The organism is Paenibacillus sp. CR_12, from assembly GCF_041953985.1.
GTDB lineage: Bacteria > Bacillota > Bacilli > Paenibacillales > Paenibacillaceae > Paenibacillus_AQ > Paenibacillus_AQ lautus_A.
Genome location: NZ_JAVFHO010000009.1, coordinates 45439 through 62988 on the forward strand (window position 1 = coordinate 45439; position 17550 = coordinate 62988).

Consider the following 17550-nt stretch of genomic DNA (forward strand, 5'->3'; position numbering starts at 1 on the left):
ATAAAATGAGGACAAGCGAACACGAAGAGGAGGGTGATTTCTATGCCCGAGAATAATGAGCCACGCAAAGTGAATTTGGCTGATGCGATCAAGCAAAAGCTGGAACAAAAGAAACAGCAAAATACATCCGCGAACAAGCCGGGACAATTCCAAGCCGGTTCAGCGCAAAAAATGAAAAGCCAAAACAACAAAAAGCCAAACAACCAGCGTCGTCGTACCGGCGGTTCGTAAAGAGCCGATCCGTACCGCACGCCAAAAAATGCTGCATCTCCCATACCCGGGAGGTGCAGCATTTTTAATGAAAAGGCGGGATGACAGCTTATCGCCATCATCCCGCCGCTTAATTTTTAAACTTCAACCGGGTACATGCTTTCGCGAAGCCCCTTGATCTCTTCACTCTCCAGATACTCGTCATAACTCATGCTGCGGTCGATGATGCCGTTAGGCGTAATCTCGATAATCCGGTTGGCAATCGTCTGAATGAACTGATGGTCATGCGAGGTGAACAGAATCGTTCCGTCGAAATCGATCAAGCCGTTGTTGAGCGCCGTGATGGACTCCAGATCCAAGTGGTTCGTCGGCTCATCGAAGATCAGCACGTTCGCGCCGTTCAGCATCATTTTGGCCAGCATGCAGCGAACCTTCTCGCCTCCGGACAATACGCTCGCTTTCTTCAGCGCTTCCTCGCCCGAGAACAGCATGCGGCCAAGGAATCCGCGCAGGAACGTTTCGTCCTGATCCTTGGAATATTGGCGCAGCCATTCCACGAGATTCAGGTCGACTCCGTCGAAATAAGCCGAATTGTCTTTCGGGAAATATGCTTGGGTCGTGGTTACGCCCCAACTGTATTCGCCGGCTTCCGCTTCGGTTTCGCCGGTGATGACCTGGAACAAGGTCGTTTTCGGCAAGCCGTTTGGCCCGACAAACGCAATTTTGTCACCTTTATTCACGACAAAACTCACGTTGTCCAGCACTTTCTCGCCTTCCACGCTCTTCGTCAAGCTGTCCACGGTCAGCAATTGTTTGCCGGCTTCGCGTTCAGGCTTGAAGTTGAGGAACGGATATTTACGGTTGGATGGACGGATATCGTCCAGCGTAATTTTATCGAGCTGCTTCTTCCGGGATGTCGCTTGCTTCGATTTCGAAGCATTCGCGGAGAAGCGCTGAATGAAGGCTTGAAGCTCCTTGATCTTCTCTTCCTTCTTCTTGTTGGATTCGCGCTGGAGCGCGAGGGCCAGCTGGCTGGATTCATACCAGAAGTCGTAGTTGCCGACATACAGCTGGATTTTACCGAAATCGATATCCGCAATATGCGTACATACCTTGTTCAGGAAGTGACGGTCATGGGATACCACGATAACGGTGCCTTCATAATCCATCAGAAAGTTCTCGAGCCACTGAATCGATTCGAGGTCCAAATGGTTGGTAGGCTCATCGAGCAGCAGGTTATGCGGCCGGCCGAACAATGCTTGGGCCAAGAGAACGCGGACCTTCTCGTTGCCGCTCAGCTCCGACATTTTCTTGTCGTGCAGCTCGCGTGGAATGCCGAGGCCGATCAGGAGCGCAGCCGCATCCGGCTCGGCATCCCATCCGTTCAGCTCGGCGAATTCGCCTTCCAGCTCACCCGCACGCATGCCGTCTTCTTCGGAGAAGTCGGCTTTTGCATACAGCGCATCCTTCTCTTTCATGATGGTATACAGTCTGGCATGACCCATGATGACCGTCTCCAGAACCGGATACTGGTCATATTCATAGTGGTTCTGCTTCAGAACCGCCATCCGTTCGTTGGGAGTCATATGAACCTCGCCTGAGTTCGGTTCGATCTCGCCGGAGAGGATTTTTAGAAATGTAGACTTACCCGCCCCGTTAGCGCCGATGAGGCCGTAGCAGTTGCCCGGGGTGAATTTTATATTGACATCTTCAAATAGTGCTCGTTTGCCATAGCGGAGCGTTACGCCGCTTGTACTGATCATTAAGCATTACCATCCTTTATCACTATTGGTTTCAGCACATTATAGCATAAGTACGGCGGTTATCGAAGCTTCTGGACGATATAAAACGGTTTTAAACAAATAAAACCTCCTGCATGGGCCATTTCATGCTGACCAGCCACAGGAGGCCGACGATCAAAGATTGCTTTTTTCCAAGTTTCATAGAACCGAGGCGTTTCTATTAATTAGAAGAAACCAGTCGGACCGGATCCGCTGCCTTACCATAGACTTCACCGGGAATCGATTTGACGATCCCGTGCAGTTGGCAAAAAAAACGCTGCTGCCGCAAGAGCGGTCGGCATTTGGCCCAAAACGATGACGATTAGAAGCAGCTAATAAATGGGCCCGAAAGGTTATACGACCTTTCGGGCCTTTTTAGGCAGTCTGTAGTGTGTATGCCGATCGGAATCGCTTCTTGGGTTTCCGTTACGAAGTCACGCTTCTTCGTTCCGGCTGAACCTTGAAGGTTTCCCCGTACTTCAAGACGCGAATCCGCTCCTTGGCAATACCGAGCCGCTTTCGTTCCGCTTCCATCCGGTCCAGCGCTTCCCTGGCCGTATCATCGGCCAGCTTGAAGGTCCCGTAATGCATCGGAATCATCGTCTCCGCCTTCACGTCCTGAAACGCCTGCAGCGCCTCTTCCGGATTGACGTGCTGCGACGTCATGAACCACTCCGGCTCGTATGCCCCGATCGGCATTAAAGCGAGGTGAATGTTGAACCGTTCGCCGATCAGCTTAAAACCCTCGAAATAACCGCTGTCTCCGGCAAAATACAAATTCGGCGGAAGCAGTCGGGTACCGTCCTCTGCGACGGGTTCGTTATTGCATGGCGATTCATCGGAAGAACTCGAATCCGTCTTTCCATCCTGCAGCACGGGCTCCATCACGAATCCTCCCCAATGGGACGTATTCGTATCAAACGGTGTCCGCCGCGTCCAATGCTGTGTCGGCACGAAGGAGAATTTCACGCCTTTTATGGCGACCGATTCCCACCACTGCAGTTCGATCACGCGGCGAAAGCCTTTATTGATCATTTTCCGACGCAAACCAACCGGTACAATGATGGTGGTATCCGCACGGTACAGCTTACGGATCGAGGAAACATGCATATGGTCATAGTGGGAATGCGATATCAAAATGACATCGATCGGGGGGATCTCATGAATGGGAAGTCCAGGTTCCCCAAGGCGCTTATTAAACCCCATTCTCCGCGCCCATACGGGATCAGTCACAATATTCATGCCTTCGTATTGAATGAAGAACGTGGCGTGCCCGATCCAGGTAACGGAGGTTTCGTGCCGGTTGCTATGCAAATACTGAAGATCCGGCGTCAGGTTCGGAATGCAGTAGGAATAATCCTTCTTCTTCTGACGACGTTCGTCGCGCCACTGCTTGAACTGTTTAAGCGTTTTGTCCGTGCTGACGTTATCGATATTGTTATAGCGAATTCTTGGCATGCAGCCTCCTCCTTCCATTACCCTGTATTTTACCCGTATTGAGCTATCCGCTCAACTTTGCGCTTTGTTGTTCTTTTTACACCGAATGATTCTTGGCGAAACAGCCCGGATTTATTTTGTCCATCCCTCAATCCGAAGGGTCTTTATACTTGACGACGTAAATCGCCATAAAGGCTACGGCAGCCAGTACCGTGAGCAGCGGTGCTATGAAAATGCCGAAGTCCTCCACTTGCCTCACCCCTTCTTCGCGGATTTGCCGCGAATGTAGTTCGCATCGAACAGAAACAATCGCATCAGCAGGATCAGGGAAGGCACCAGCACGCAGAAGCCGAGAATAAACGCGGTAATCAAAGCGATGGCCATCGTATCGTTGGTGATGCTCTCATCAATGTGGATGTAATCATAGAGAATGTACGGCAGATGCGAGCGACCATATCCGTACCAGGCAAAAGCGAATTGAAGCATGACCATGATAAATGCGATGCCAAGGCGGGTGCGTTTCCACACGAGGTATACCGCGATCACAAAGCAGACGAACGACGCGATAAACATCCAGGCGATATCCAGCATTTGCCCAAAATGGACCGGATTCTGATGGTTGATCTGGAAAAACGCGAAAACCGAAGCCAGGATCGTCGGTCCGCTCCACCCCAGTGCATAACCCCGTACCACGCCGAACGCCACCTCATCCCCGGCACGCTGCGCGTAATAGGACAGGAACATCGCCGAGATGTACAGAACGCTGACAAGGGCAAGCAGAATGACCGACCACGTGTACGGATTCGTGAAGAACGTGTACCAGTGAAGCTCCACCTTCCCGCCGTCCATATAGATGATGCCGCCTTCGGAGATGGCCAATATCGTCGACAAGGCGGCAGGAATGAGCAGCCCCGTCGCTCCGTATAGTCCCATGTATACGATATTGTTGCCCGTCTGGCTGCCATACGTATGATAAGCGTAGTAAGCGCCTCGGATGGCAAGCAGCACTAGCGCCAAGCTGCCCGGGACAAGCAGCGCGGTACCATAATAATAAGCGGCATCGGGAAAGAATCCGACGAGCCCGACCACAAAAAAGATCAGGAACACGTTGGTCACTTCCCAAACGGGGGACAGATATCGCTGGATGATATTGTGGATCTTGTTCTCATGTCCGGTAAGCACGCTATAGAAGCTGAAGAATCCGGCACCGAAATCAATCGAGGCCACCAGCAAATAGCCGAACAGGAACGTCCATAGAACGGTTATGGCTACCATGGCATAGCTCACTTGCGGTCTCCTCCTTCGATTTCGAGTCCCAGCAGCCGGATTTCCTCTTCCGCGCTTTTATTCCGGAACAATTGGCTCAGCACGCGGATTGCGGATACGGACAAGACCAAATACAGTAGAATAAACAGCACCAGCATCCAGCCGACGCTCGATGAAGTGGTCGCCGCATCCGATACCTTCATATAGCCCCGCACAATCCACGGCTGCCTTCCGATTTCGGCAAGGAACCAGCCCAGCCATATGGCTGACATCGATAAAGGCCCTAAAGCCAATATACTGAGCAGCAGCCACTTTGGGTAAGGCTTTTTGCCAGGAAGTTTCCTTCGGAACATATACAGGAGAGGAATCAGAACGATCACGGCGCCGCTGGTCACCTTCAAATCAAAAAAATAATGCACGGACATCGGCGGTCTCTCGTTCTCCGGAAATTCATTCAGGCCGATGACCTCCGTACTGGGGCTGTTCCCTGCCAGTATGCTAAGCGCGTACGGAATCTTTAACGCATACTTGATTTCGTTATTCTCATCCAGAAAGCCGCCGTAAATGAGCGGGGCTTCGGTCATCGTTTCAAAATGCCACTCGGCGGCCGCCAGTTTCTCGGGCTGGTATTTGGCCAGGAATTTGCCGGAAAAGTCTCCGATCATCACGGTGGCCACGGCAAACACAAAGGTGGAAACGACGGTAAGCTTCAGCGCTTTCTTAAAATAGACGTGCCTGCTTCCCCGAAGTAAGCTGAAAGCCGCGATACTGGCCAGCGCCGCTGCGCTTGTCGTAAACGCCGACGCCAGCACATGGCTCACCTTGGTCGGCGTCGCCGGATTGAACATGGCCACGAACGGATTCACGTTCGTAAACACCCCGTCCACCAGCTCAAAGCCCTGCGGCTGGTTCATAAATGCATTCATGCTCGTGATAAAGAATGCAGAAGCGGAGGAGCCGATCGCCACGGGAATTAGCAGCAGCAAGTGGGTCCATTTGTTTTTGAACCGATCCCACGTATAGAGATAAATGCCAAGAAAGATCGCCTCCACAAAAAAAGCGAAGGTTTCCATGAACAGCGGCAGCGCAATGGCCTTACCGGCTACGCGCATAAAGGTGGGCCACAGCAGGCTGAGCTGCAAGCCGATGGCGGTTCCTGTCACGACGCCGACAGCTACGGTAATCACGTATCCCCGCGCCCAGCGCCTGGCGAGCAAGGTATAATGGTCGTCCCCCGTCCGGATCCCCCTCCACTCCGCCAGAGCCAGCATAATGGGAATCCCGACGCCGATGGTTGCCAGAACAATATGTACAAACAGGGTCAGTCCGGTCAGTATCCGGCTCATCAGTACTGGATCCAGTGATGACATCAGGTTCACTCCTCGGGTGTGTTATCCAAAATGATGCATGTAGCGCAAATATCCTTTCACGGCCCCGTACAGCATAATGGCCGCCACGATAAAACATAGAATCGCAAGCTTTTTCTCCTGCTTCCTGTACATCGACAGCCTAGCCTCCCTTATGTATTTCGGACTTCCTGCAAGGGGTGCCGCCCTTCGCCGTAATTCTTTGAAAAACATGAATGAATTCCATCCAACATTATCAGTTTTACAAACCCTTCCTCTTTTTATCCAAAAGTCCGGTCAATTTGTTGGAATCCTGTGCATGATGTTTTTTCCGGCATGGAAAAGAGGTACAATAAGAGGATAAGGAGGCGATAAAAACCCATGAAAATTACATTCATTGAACCAACCCCGAGCCCGAACTCCATGATGCTTCATCTTGACGAAACCCTGGAGTCCGGAATTCGCAGAACATATACACTAGACAACGAACGGTCGGCTCCTCCCTGGATCAGGCAGCTGCTCCATATCCCTGGCGTAAAGAGCGTGTTCCACACCCTCGATTTCATCGCGCTCGACCGTAAAGGCAACGCCGATTGGCCTTCCATTCTGGGCGCCGTTCAGGAAATATTCGGCCAGGAGGGACTCGCCGCCGGACTCAAGGAAGACGCTGATGATATCGCATTCGGGGAAGCCCAGGTGTTCGTGCAATATTTCCGCAATATTCCGATGCAAATTCGTGTCAAAAGCGGGAATCAGGAAGAACGTATCGGTCTGTCGGAGCGCTTCTCCCAAGCCGTAGCCGCGGTAGGGACTTCCTCGCTTATCAAGGAACGCAAGCTCAAGGAGTACGGCGTACGCTACGGCCAGCTGGAAGACATCGCCCGTGACGTGGAGCAGGAGCTGGAAGCCGCATTCCCGCAGGAGCGCCTCGATAAGGTCATTGCCCAGGCGATTGCCCACGGTGCCAGCGACGAGGATTTCGTCGAGCAGCGCCGGAAGCTGACGGACGAGGAAACCGAGGCCGCGATGCAGGATGAGGACTGGCGCGTACGTTATGCCGCGCTGGATGCGCTGGAGCCGACGGAGAAACACATTCCGCTGCTTCGCAAAGCGCTTCGGGATCCGAAGATGCAGATCCGACGGCTCGTCGTTGTGTACTTGGGCGACCTTCGGACGCCTGAAGCGATGGAGCTCCTGTATGAAGCCATGCGCGACGAAACGCCGGCCGTTCGCCGTACCGCTGGAGATACCTTGTCCGATATCGGCGATGCCGCCGCTACCCCGGTCATGGTCGAATCGCTCAAAGACAGCAGCAAGATCGTTCGCTGGCGTGCAGCCCGCTTCCTATACGAAGTCGGTACGGAGGAAGCGCGTTCCGCCCTTGAAGAAGCCGCCAACGATCCGGAATTCGAAGTAAGCCTGCAGGCGCGAATGGCGCTGGAGCGCATCGAATCCGGCGAAGAAGCTGCCGGAACCGTCTGGCAGCAAATGGCTAAACGGAATCAATCGTAATCGCTCGGCGGAAACCGGCTTGAACCGTAAAAATTAACCATTGCTTCTGACATGGAATGTGATTTATACTTAGGACTCTCTTGTTAGAATTGAATATACAGATAGCCTCATCATTCCAAGATGAGGTAGAGGTTGCAGACATGATCAGTAGTTGTGCCGAGGCAAAGAGAAGCCGGTGAAGCACAGTGAAAGGCATGAATGCCGAAGTGCAGGGTATCCTCTTGTATCCTGTGCTGGGGCCGTTGTCGAAAGAGACGGAACTGTCACGGGGGATTTCCTCGTGTTGTGCTATCTTCATGGAGGGTATGATGCGGATACGATCAAGACCGCAGGTATAGGACCTGCGGTCTTTTTGTTCTAACAGGGTATATTTTAAATATCATTTCTTAATGTATAGAAGGAGTGTTCGACCTTGAATCGCAAAAAAGCACCGGCTGCTTCGCTTAAGCAGAGCTTTAAAGCCCGTCATATGACGATGATCGCCCTTGGCGGATCAATCGGTACGGGCCTGTTCCTGGCAAGCGGAACGGCCATCGCCTCTGCCGGTCCGGGCGGAGCGCTTATCGCGTATGCCGCCGTAGGCCTCATGGTTTACTTTCTGATGACCAGCCTGGGCGAACTCGCTACGTATCTTCCGGATTCCGGCTCATTCAGCACCTACGCCTCCCGGTTTGTCAGTCCCGCCTTCGGATTTGCCGTCGGCTGGAACTTCTGGTACAACTGGGCCGTTACCATTGCCGCCGAGCTCGCGGCGGCGACGGTTATAATCAAGTTCTGGTTCCCGGACAGCCCGTCATTTCTGTGGAGCCTTTTGTTCCTGGCGATTATGTTCGGCTTAAACATTCTATCCGCCAAAGGATACGGCGAATCGGAATATTGGTTTGCTATCATTAAAGTAGCGACCGTCATTGTATTCCTTATCATCGGCGTCATGATGATTTTCGGCATTCTTGGCGGCGAAGCGGTCGGATTCAGCAACTTTAGCCTAGGCGACGGGCCGGTACACGGCGGATTCTTCGCGCTGGTCGGCGTGTTTATGGCTGCAGGCTTCTCCTTTCAGGGAACCGAGCTGATCGGGGTAGCCGCAGGCGAAAGCGAGAATCCGAGAAAACATGTGCCCAAAGCTATTCGCCAGGTTTTCTGGCGCATCCTGATCTTCTACATTTTCGCCATTTTTGTTATCGGCATGCTGATCCCTTACACCCATCCGAGCTTGCTTCAATCCGGGGTCGACAATATCGGTGTCAGCCCATTCACCTTGGTGTTCGAGAAAGCCGGCCTTGCGTTTGCGGCCTCCGTGATGAATGCGGTCATTCTCAGCTCCGTGCTGTCGGCCGGCAACTCCGGGATGTATGCCTCGACCCGCGTCCTGTATGCCATGGCGAAGCAGGGCATGGCTCCGAAATGGCTGAGCCGCCTGAATAGCCGCGGCGTGCCGGTTGCAGCCCTGATCGTAACCTCCGCCGTGGGCATGCTGGCGTTCCTGGCCTCCTTCTTCGGCGATGGCGTCGTTTACGTGTGGCTTCTGAACGCCTCCGGGATGTGCGGATTCATTAACTGGCTGGCGATTGCGGTGAGTCATTACCGCTTCCGCAAAGCCTACGTTGCCCAAGGCAAGGACCTGAAGGATCTTCCGTTCCGTGCGCGCTGGTTCCCCTTCGGCCCCATCTTCGCTTTCCTGCTCTGTCTCGTGGCCATTATCGGTCAAGGCAATTTCAGCGGGGAGATCGACTGGTTAACGATCATTGCCACGTATGTCAGCATTCCGTTGTTCCTCTCCATCTGGTTCGGCTACCGCTTGATTAAGAAGAGCCGCATCGTGCCATTGGATGAGTGCGATTTGAGCACGGATGCCAAATCATAATAAAGACGAACATGCAAAAAAAAACAGCTTCCTCCCGTTGTTGGGAGGAAGCTGTTTTTCATTTGGCACGGACGTCTACCATATGATCTGCACTCTAAGATCACCCGTGTTTTCAAAAGCATTGTGATAATATTTGATGGACCCCAGATTGTTCTTTAACTGCAGCTGCTGGAGCACGCTCACAAGCTCTCGCTCGCTCCCGTCAAACCGGAATACCAGCTTACGGCTGCCTTCCGCCTTCGCTGCCTTCACCAGCGGCTGAAGCTGAAGGTGGGAGCTGACGATGGCGCGGGCATCGTATAACTGATACTCCAGATCCTTCTTAATCGCTTCATATGATCCCGCTTTCGAACGATCCTTCGCGGCCAGCCCGGCCAGCGTGTTGCGGTAAAGCGTATTCGCCTTCGGATAGGATTTCACCCAGGTATGATCCCGGCCCATCTGCTCATCCGTTAGGAGGTAATACGTGTAGGATACCTCGTTGTCACGATCAGGAACGGGATCGTTCCACGTCGTGTCCAGGTGGTACCATTTGCCGTCCAAAAGGACCAGATTCCAGGCATGGAGCTGGCCTTGTGGATTGTCGGAGGCGTAAGCCGTACCCTCCACGATTTTGTTCTGAATCCCGGCTTCCTTCAGCAGCTTATGCGTTAATAGAGAATAACCCTGGCATACCGTGCTCCCCGTGTAAAGCCCGTCATAGGCCGTATATTTCGTAAGCGTCGTATCGTATTTCAAGTTGCGGACAACCCAATCATGGATGGCTTTCACCTTCTCATGATCATTCATGCCCGGCTTGATGATCTGCTTCAAAATGCGGTCGGTATGCTGGTTCACGTAGTTCGTCTGCTCCGCGGTCTCGCGATAGCTCAACCGGACGGTAACATTGGCGGAACTGGATGTTCCACGATAGTCGTAGCTATAGCTGGCAATGGTGTAATGGATATAAGGATCACTGGCCATCGCCTGATCAAGTGCGTCTTTTAGCTGCGATTTCAGCGATTTGGTCTCGCCCTGGTAAACAAAACGCACCGTCGATTGCCTGTCGCTCATCGCTGTCAGCAGTTTTTGCTGTATCGCATGGACCGACTTCACGACCGCTTTGTTGGAAGTGGCATAGACATCACTGAGATTAGCTGGTTCTGGTACTGCTGCAACGGTTACCGCCAAAGTCCCTATGAACAGTAATTTAACGATCGTTCCTCGGCTTCGTTTCATCGGTACACCCGCCCTTCATCTTCCTCATCCGTATGCACCATCATTGTAACACATAACATCAGGGCTTAAGGGTTCTAGTTTTGTCGACCGGGCACGAATATTAAATACTACCAATAAAATGAGGACAAGAAGGAATCGCTTCGCCCCGCCAGCTTCGACATGCGGACCAGAACCTCAGCCGCTTCCGCGCGCGTCACTTCGCGATTAGGCAGGAACTTGCCATCCACCGCCGGAAGAAGTCCCAGCTTGAGCGCGATCAGGGCTGCGCCTTTGTTCGTCACGGCGTCGGCATCGGATATCCCCTGCACATCGGTTGGAAGAATAAAGGCTTTGGACAGCTTCTCGTAATTCAAAATCCGGGTCAGCGAGCTTGCCAGCTCATCCCTGGTCAGCTTACGGTCCAGCTGCAGCGGGCTGTCCGGGTCATACGGAATCCAGTTCTGCCCGATCAGCACTTGGATGGCCTGGTAATACGGATGGTCCGGCTGCAGGCCCGCGTACGGATCCATGGTGGATCTTCCGTACACCTGCTCGTAGGACGGGCTAACCGAAGCCGCTACCAGCTGATACCATTCGCCAAGGGTGATCTGACGATCCGGGTACACCTTGCCGTCCTTGTCCGGAACCAATACCCGATATTTCACCAGCTCCTTGAGAGCCGCTTCGGCTGAATGCCCTGCCGCGTCAGTCACTGGCGGAATATCCTTGCGGTTCATTTCCGGCATGATATCGCGCCATTCTCCGCTCTTGGCATCGAGCGGTACCTGCATGCCGCCTAAAGCCTGCTGTTTATGTGTCGGATAATAAATCAGCTTGATGAAAGGCTTGGTGATTTCATTATTGGCAGACAGGTAACCGCCGTAATAGCCGTATTTCAGCTTCAGGTCGATCTCCTTCAAATACTGCGCTCTTGCCTGCTCCTCGGTAATGGCCGGCTTTACGTCCGTTGGCAGCTTGGAGAGGACGCCTTCCGAATTCACGCTAAAGCCCTGGATTTGCCCGTTGGCCTCAATCGTGAGGTTCAGGGAATCGCCCATGACGCGAATATCGCCGACATAGCGCTGGAATGAAAATTGATAGTTGAGGGTTTTCGTGTCCTTACCCATTTTATCAACCGATGTCAGCTTCCATTCCTCGGAAGCGTTGGGCACCAGCTTGCTTACCGTCTTGAAAGCAAGATCCTGCGCAGCCTGCTGCGAAATCGGGTTCTTCACTTCCGCAGTTTCGGTCCGGTCATAACGATATCGGTTGTACGAGTAGATCTGTCCGGTCTTGGCGTCCACCTCTGCGGATACCATCTCTCCTCCGCCCATGGCGGAGATCGCATGTTCGCCCCATCTGATGTTCCACGTCTTAACCTCTTTGTTGTTCCATCTTGTACCTAGACTCTTGGATTCTGTCTTCAAGCCTGACGGCAGCTTGATCTGCGACTCCACCCATCGGGCTGCCGCATCACCGCCGGCGAATGGACCCGCGATCGGCTTAAAGGTTTCTTCGGTTGCCGGAATCGTGCCGTCCTCAACGGAGACAAGCCCGCTCTCTTCCCCCGTGAAACTGATGAATTTGCCGGTATTGGCATCCATTGAATAACCTGACAGATCATTAGGTATGTAACCTAAAAAATATTCGCCTTTGGCATTGTTATATAAATTTTCCGGCACATAGGCCAAGGATACTTGGAATTGATCTTCAAACAATTTGCGGATCGAGGCCTCGTTCAATTTCGGCGTAGATGAAGGAAACTCCTCACTGACTTGATTGCGGGAATATTGAATCGTATTGCCCTGTCCATCCAGCGTGATCGTAATGCTGTTCACATCCGATTCAATTCCGTTCACCGATGTCTGGAAATAGAAATCAAACCGGGGCGGACTGAACAAAGCAGCTTGCATACCGAGATACGCTTCATTCTCCTTAAGCTCGCTTGCCTTCACGTCCGACACGTGGGTGCTGATCCATTTCAGCGCCTTCTCCTTGGCTGCTTCCCGGGTTAACGCCGGTTTGTCGCTATCCTGCTTCAACAAAGAGTTAGGGAGATAGATATGAATAAGTTCACCCGTAACCGCATTGACCTGGGCATTGAAGCCGGAGCTTGAGTTCCCTTTGGTCAGCACCAATTGCAGATCCCATGCAAGCGCACTTGATCTCATGTCGTCATTCTCCAGGAACTGCACGTTCGACACCTTTACATTCTTGAGTTCAGGAAAAGCCTTCTTCACGATTTCTTCCGCCTGTTTGGACGAAATTTTTGCACCCTTCGGTATTTCGTTATCCGTAACGCTTTCGGAACCGGCTTGACCACTGCTGTCGACGGAAGTTACCGTTTCGGATACAGCGACTCCGCTGCCCGGAACGGAATTATCCCCCCATACCGGCTGCGCCAAACAAAGCATGGCCGTAGCCGTAACCGCACAAACGGTCTTTTTTACCCTTACTTTCTTCTTCCCCGATGGATTCACTTGATTCGCTCCCTTCCATTTCTTGAACCTAACCATGCATTACTTACACACGATGCTATCCTCAACAAGTGCCTGTACACGGCAGCAATGACATAACCAAGCTACCTAAATAATACCATAACTTGTCTATATATTCCTTATGTAGTAAGCTTCCAAAACATAACCTGCGTGGTTAAGGATGAACAAAGTGTAACTATTTCGCCGCTTCCACGAAAGCCGCTGCACGGCGCTGGATCTCGTCCGAATTCCCGGACGCAAGCGCATCCTTCGGAAGCAGCGCGCTCCCTAAACCCACCGCTGCCGCGCCTGCGTTAAAATAATCCGGAAGATTGCCCAGCGTAACTCCGCCCGTGGCAAGCAGCGGAATGTGATTCAGCGGGCCCTGAAGCTCCCGGATAAACGACAAGCCGAGGCTTGCCATAGGAAACAGCTTCACGATCTCCGCCCCGGCGGCGTACGCCGCAACGATCTCCGTTGGCGTCATCGCCCCGGGCCATACGTCGATTCCCTGCTCCAGGGCAAATTCGATGACGGAAAGATCCGTGTTCGGCGAGATCAGGAATTGGGCTCCGGCAGAGACCGCTTCCTTGGCCATCTCCACATCTAGGACGGTACCCGCGCCGACATACACGTCACCGTCATAGCGGGCGCGCCAATCCTGAATCATATGTAAAGCGCCCTTCGTATTCATCGTCACTTCCATAAACCGGATTCCGCCCCGGGCCAACCCTTCCCCCACGAAGCCCGCTTGTTCTTTTGTAATGCCGCGCACGATAGCAACGATTTTCTCGCGTTTCAGTTCGGCTGTCAGTTTCATTGACGTCCCCCCCATCTCTTTTTTTACACTTTCCGCGCCATCCTTAATCGGATTGGCCGCAGATGTTACACAATGATCACAGGCCATCCTTATAAAGGGAACCTGAAATTCGATATCCAAACCGGTTCTCATCGAATAGGGTCGACCCTCATTCCCCGGCGTAACCTGCTTATGACTTCAACCTGCTTCAAGTATATGCGGTCCGGAGCGTTCACGCAAAAAAAAGCAGGCCGGGAGAATGTCTTCCCGACCTGCTCTTCAACATCTGTAGGTTATCCGCGGAATTCGGACAGCTCCGCGCCAAGTTCACGCGTGGCTCCGTATACGCTTTGATAGAGTCCAAACAATTTGTCATAGGCCTGAACCGCTTGCGGGTTTGGAGAATACGAGCGTGCCGGCCGCAAAAACGCCTTCGCGCAGTCCTGAAGGCTTGGGAACCAGCCGCAGCCGTAAGCTGCAAGCATCGCCGCGCCCATGGCCGGGCCCTGCTCGCTTTCCAGCTTCACGATTTCCGCGTTGAACACATCCGCCTGCATCTGCAGCCAGGTCTCGTTCTTGGCTCCGCCGCCAATGGAAATCACGCGGTCGATCTGCTTGCCCGATGCCCGTAGGATATCGATGGATTCGCGGAGAGAGAACGTGATCCCCTCGAGTACCGAACGCGCAAAGTGAGGCAGCTTATGCCCGGCGTCCATGCCAATGAAGCTGCCGCGGATGGTGGCGTCCGGATGGGGCGTGCGTTCGCCGACAATATACGGCGTGAACAGCAGCCCGCCGCTGCCTACCGGGATATTCCCGATATCGCTTAACAGCGCGTCAAAGGAAACATCCGGAGCAAAGGTATCCTTGAACCAGGTCAGGCTGTATCCCGCTGCGAGGGTTACCCCCATGATATAATAAGCGTCTTTCTCGCTATGGTTAAAGAAATGGACCTTTCCTTCAAAATCCACCTCACGGCGCTCCTCATAGGACAGCACCACGCCCGATGTACCAATGCTGCACATCGTCTGCCCTTCTTCGAGAATGCCGGCGCCGATAGCGCCGCAGGCGTTGTCCGCCCCGCCGGCAAATACCTTCGTCTCCGGCAGCAGAGAGGCTTGCTCGGCAATCTCGGGGAGCAACGTGCCGCATTCGTCGAAGGATTCGACCAACGGCGGGCATAAGGTGTGCGGCAGCTGGAAAGCATCCAGAATGTCGGTGCTCCAGGATTTCCCGGCCACGTCCAGCAGCAGCGTGCCGGCTGCATCGGAGTAGTCCATCGCGTATTGTCCGGTCAAGCGGAAACGCACGTAATCCTTAGGCAGCAGGAACAGGGCAGCCCGTTCGAGCACTTCCGGCTCAAACTCCTGAACCCAGAGAATCTTCGGCAGAGTGAAGCCTTCCAGCGCGCGATTGCGTGCAATGCCGAGCAGCTTCTCCTGCAAGGTCTCCTCGATGCGGCGGCATTGCGCCGTTGTCCGGGTGTCGTTCCACAGGATCGCCGGCCGCAGCACGGCGCCCTCTCCGTCTACCAGGACCAAACCATGCATTTGGCCGGAGAAGCTCAATCCCTCAACCTCGGATGGATGTATGTTGTTTCCTTTCATTAATTGTCGTAACGACAATACCGTTTTGTCCACCCAGTCCTCCGGCCGCTGTTCGCTGTAACCGGGCTTCGGCTGGCTCAGCGGGTATGACTCCGAATGCTCGGCAACCACCGTGCCGCTGCGGTCCACCAGCACGGTCTTCACGGCACTGGTCCCCAAATCAACTCCGATAACGTAACTCATCTATATCCTCCTTCGTCTCCTCATGAACCGAACATGAAAACATCGTTGGCATTCTCCCCTAGACGCATCGTCTGGTCCGGGACATGCCTCCAATGACTGCCGACCATCGATCGCGCCATCGTTTCCGGTTTGAAATAAGTACACCGGCATCCCTGGAGGGAGCCGGTGAAGGTTTTGGATTTCATGGAACAAGCTTAAACAGCCGTACCGTTATGAATTAATTCGCAAGAATGTACTGATTCAGAATCGCCTTCAGCATTTCTTGGCGTCCGGACTCGTTTTTGCGAGGGGACTCGTTGTTCAGCGCGTATTCCGCAAGGGAAGCCAGCGTAGCCTTACCGGATACGACGTCAGCGCCGATGCCTTCATTAAAGCTGCTGTAGCGCTTCGCGATGAAGTCCTCGAATACGCGGTCTTCGATCAGCTTCGCTGCCACTTTCAAGCCTTTTGCGTAAGTATCCATACCAGCGATGTGCGCATGGAACAGATCTTCCGGCTCGAAGGATGGACGGCGAACCTTCGCGTCGAAGTTCACGCCGCCGCGGCCGAGGCCGCCGTTCATCAGCACTTCGTACAGCGTCAATGTAGCGTCATAGATGTTAACCGGGAATTCGTCCGTATCCCATCCGATAAGCATATCGCCTTGGTTCGCGTCGAGGGAACCGAGCATGCCGTTGATGCGTGCTACGCGAAGCTCATGTTCGAAGGTATGACCGGCCAGCGTGGCGTGGTTTGCTTCGAGATTCAATTTAAAATGCTTGTCGAGACCGTATTTCTGCAGGAATGCAATCGTAGTAGCCGCATCGAAGTCATATTGGTGCTTGGTCGGCTCCTTCGGTTTAGGCTCGATCAGGAACTGAGCGTCAAAGCCGATTTCCTTCGCGTAATCCACCGCCATATGGAACAGGCGCGCCAGATTATCCAGTTCAAGGCCCATATCCGTGTTCAGCAGGGTCTCGTAGCCTTCACGGCCTCCCCAGAACACGTAGTTCTCGGCGCCGAGGCGTTTGCCGACTTCGAGGCCCTTCTTGATTTGCGCTGCCGCATGAGCGTATACATCGGCGTTGCACGTAGTGCCCGCACCATGCATGAAACGAGGATTCGTGAACATGTTGGCCGTGTTCCACAGCAATTTTTTGCCGGTGGACTTCATGTGGTCTTCAATCGAGTCCACGATCGTATCGATGTTGCTGTAGAACTCGCGCAGGCTGCTGCCTTCGGGCGCAATGTCCACGTCGTGGAAGCAGAAATACGGAAGGTTCATCTTCTCCATGAATTCAAAGCCTGCCTCAACGCGTGCTTTGGCAAGGTCCATGCCGGAGTAGTTGCCCCAAGGACGAACCGCCGTGTCGGCACCGAACGGATCGGAGCCGCCTGCAGTCAATGTATGCCAGTAAGCCATCGCGAAACGGAGATGCTCTTCCATCGTTTTGCCGGCTACGACTTCTGTCGGATTATAAAATTTAAAAGCATAAGGGTTGGTCGATTTGCTGCCTTCGTACTCGACTTTGCTAATGTTGTTAAAATAGGCCATGAATAAATCCTCCTATACCTTGTTAAGGTGTGGTTAACGCTTACAAGGTTATCCTATCACAGCTCCTCCACTTTGTCTATTGGTTAAACAAAGTTATTCCTTTACAAGTTTTTCAAAAGCGATTCCGCCTGCCGTTGTGACGGTTTCGCTCTGCGGCAAAGGACATGTTCCCCATCTAATCCAGGGTACACTCTTCCTCCACATTCGAATGAAGACATCGCCCATCGGACCCGGCTCATTAATGATTCCGTGACTTAAGCGGCGTTACGGGCTGTTGCATTTTCCCGTCTTTGCCCCTAGACTATGAGCATATCAAGTCTCACAAGCCTAACTGGAT

13 protein-coding genes and 1 riboswitch are annotated in these 17550 nt (G+C 53.1%); of the genes, 3 read left to right on the forward strand and 10 right to left on the reverse strand.

Features of this window, described 5'->3' with window-relative positions; all coding sequences use genetic code 11:
• Positions 1 to 42 precede the first annotated feature (42 nt).
• Positions 43 to 231 (forward strand): hypothetical protein, encoded by a 189-nt coding sequence (locus RB297_RS26030; RefSeq protein WP_009594046.1) that lies wholly within the window; start codon positions 43 to 45, stop codon positions 229 to 231.
• Positions 232 to 347: 116 nt separating this feature from the next.
• Here RB297_RS26030 and RB297_RS26035 read toward each other — a convergent pair whose 3' ends face one another.
• The 5 genes from RB297_RS26035 to RB297_RS26050 all read right to left on the reverse strand — a co-directional run bounded on the left by RB297_RS26035 (position 348) and on the right by RB297_RS26050 (position 6064).
• Positions 348 to 1973, reverse strand: coding sequence for an ABC-F family ATP-binding cassette domain-containing protein (locus tag RB297_RS26035; RefSeq protein WP_090913202.1), 1626 nt, complete (start codon positions 1971 to 1973; stop codon positions 348 to 350).
• A gap of 444 nt (positions 1974 to 2417) precedes the next feature.
• Complete coding sequence (locus RB297_RS26040) at positions 2418 to 3449, reverse strand: MBL fold metallo-hydrolase (RefSeq protein ID WP_096776941.1); 1032 nt, start codon at positions 3447 to 3449, stop codon at positions 2418 to 2420.
• A 127-nt stretch (positions 3450 to 3576) separates the two neighbouring features.
• On the reverse strand, positions 3577 to 3678 hold the full coding sequence (cydS, locus tag RB297_RS31070; protein WP_015737491.1) for a cytochrome bd oxidase small subunit CydS family protein: 102 nt from the start codon (positions 3676 to 3678) through the stop codon (positions 3577 to 3579).
• 5 nt (positions 3679 to 3683) lie between these two features.
• Positions 3684 to 4715, reverse strand: a complete 1032-nt coding sequence (locus RB297_RS26045; RefSeq protein WP_375121784.1) for a cytochrome d ubiquinol oxidase subunit II — start codon at positions 4713 to 4715, stop codon at positions 3684 to 3686.
• Positions 4712 to 6064, reverse strand: coding sequence for a cytochrome ubiquinol oxidase subunit I (locus tag RB297_RS26050; RefSeq protein WP_119846374.1), 1353 nt, complete (start codon positions 6062 to 6064; stop codon positions 4712 to 4714). Before RB297_RS26050 ends, RB297_RS26045 begins: the two co-directional genes overlap by 4 nt.
• Positions 6065 to 6421: 357 nt before the next feature.
• Between RB297_RS26050 and RB297_RS26055 the strand changes: the two genes are divergently transcribed.
• Together RB297_RS26055 and RB297_RS26060 are read left to right on the forward strand one after the other, a co-directional pair.
• On the forward strand, positions 6422 to 7552 hold the full coding sequence (locus RB297_RS26055; protein WP_192570554.1) for a virulence factor: 1131 nt from the start codon (positions 6422 to 6424) through the stop codon (positions 7550 to 7552).
• Between the two features lie 118 nt (positions 7553 to 7670).
• A riboswitch (Lysine riboswitch) is annotated at positions 7671 to 7851 on the forward strand.
• A 113-nt stretch (positions 7852 to 7964) separates the two neighbouring features.
• Positions 7965 to 9416, forward strand: a complete 1452-nt coding sequence (locus tag RB297_RS26060; protein WP_015737496.1) for an amino acid permease — start codon at positions 7965 to 7967, stop codon at positions 9414 to 9416.
• A gap of 75 nt (positions 9417 to 9491) precedes the next feature.
• Here the strand turns inward: RB297_RS26060 and RB297_RS26065 are convergent, their stop codons facing one another.
• From RB297_RS26065 to xylA, 5 genes are all read right to left on the reverse strand, one after another.
• Positions 9492 to 10634: a transglutaminase domain-containing protein gene (locus RB297_RS26065; protein WP_375121785.1), complete on the reverse strand. Its 1143-nt coding sequence runs from the start codon at positions 10632 to 10634 to the stop codon at positions 9492 to 9494.
• 107 nt (positions 10635 to 10741) lie between these two features.
• On the reverse strand, positions 10742 to 13093 hold the full coding sequence (locus tag RB297_RS26070; RefSeq protein WP_213580968.1) for a YcdB/YcdC domain-containing protein: 2352 nt from the start codon (positions 13091 to 13093) through the stop codon (positions 10742 to 10744).
• 193 nt (positions 13094 to 13286) lie between these two features.
• Entirely contained in the window at positions 13287 to 13910 is a 624-nt protein-coding gene (locus tag RB297_RS26075; RefSeq protein ID WP_090913217.1) for a bifunctional 4-hydroxy-2-oxoglutarate aldolase/2-dehydro-3-deoxy-phosphogluconate aldolase, read from the reverse strand.
• Between the two features lie 272 nt (positions 13911 to 14182).
• Positions 14183 to 15679, reverse strand: coding sequence for a xylulokinase (xylB, locus tag RB297_RS26080; protein WP_375121786.1), 1497 nt, complete (start codon positions 15677 to 15679; stop codon positions 14183 to 14185).
• A gap of 217 nt (positions 15680 to 15896) precedes the next feature.
• Positions 15897 to 17213 carry a xylose isomerase gene (gene xylA, locus RB297_RS26085; RefSeq protein ID WP_015737501.1) on the reverse strand — a complete coding sequence of 439 codons (1317 nt, stop codon included), beginning with the start codon at positions 17211 to 17213 and terminating at the stop codon, positions 15897 to 15899.
• Positions 17214 to 17550 lie beyond the last annotated feature (337 nt).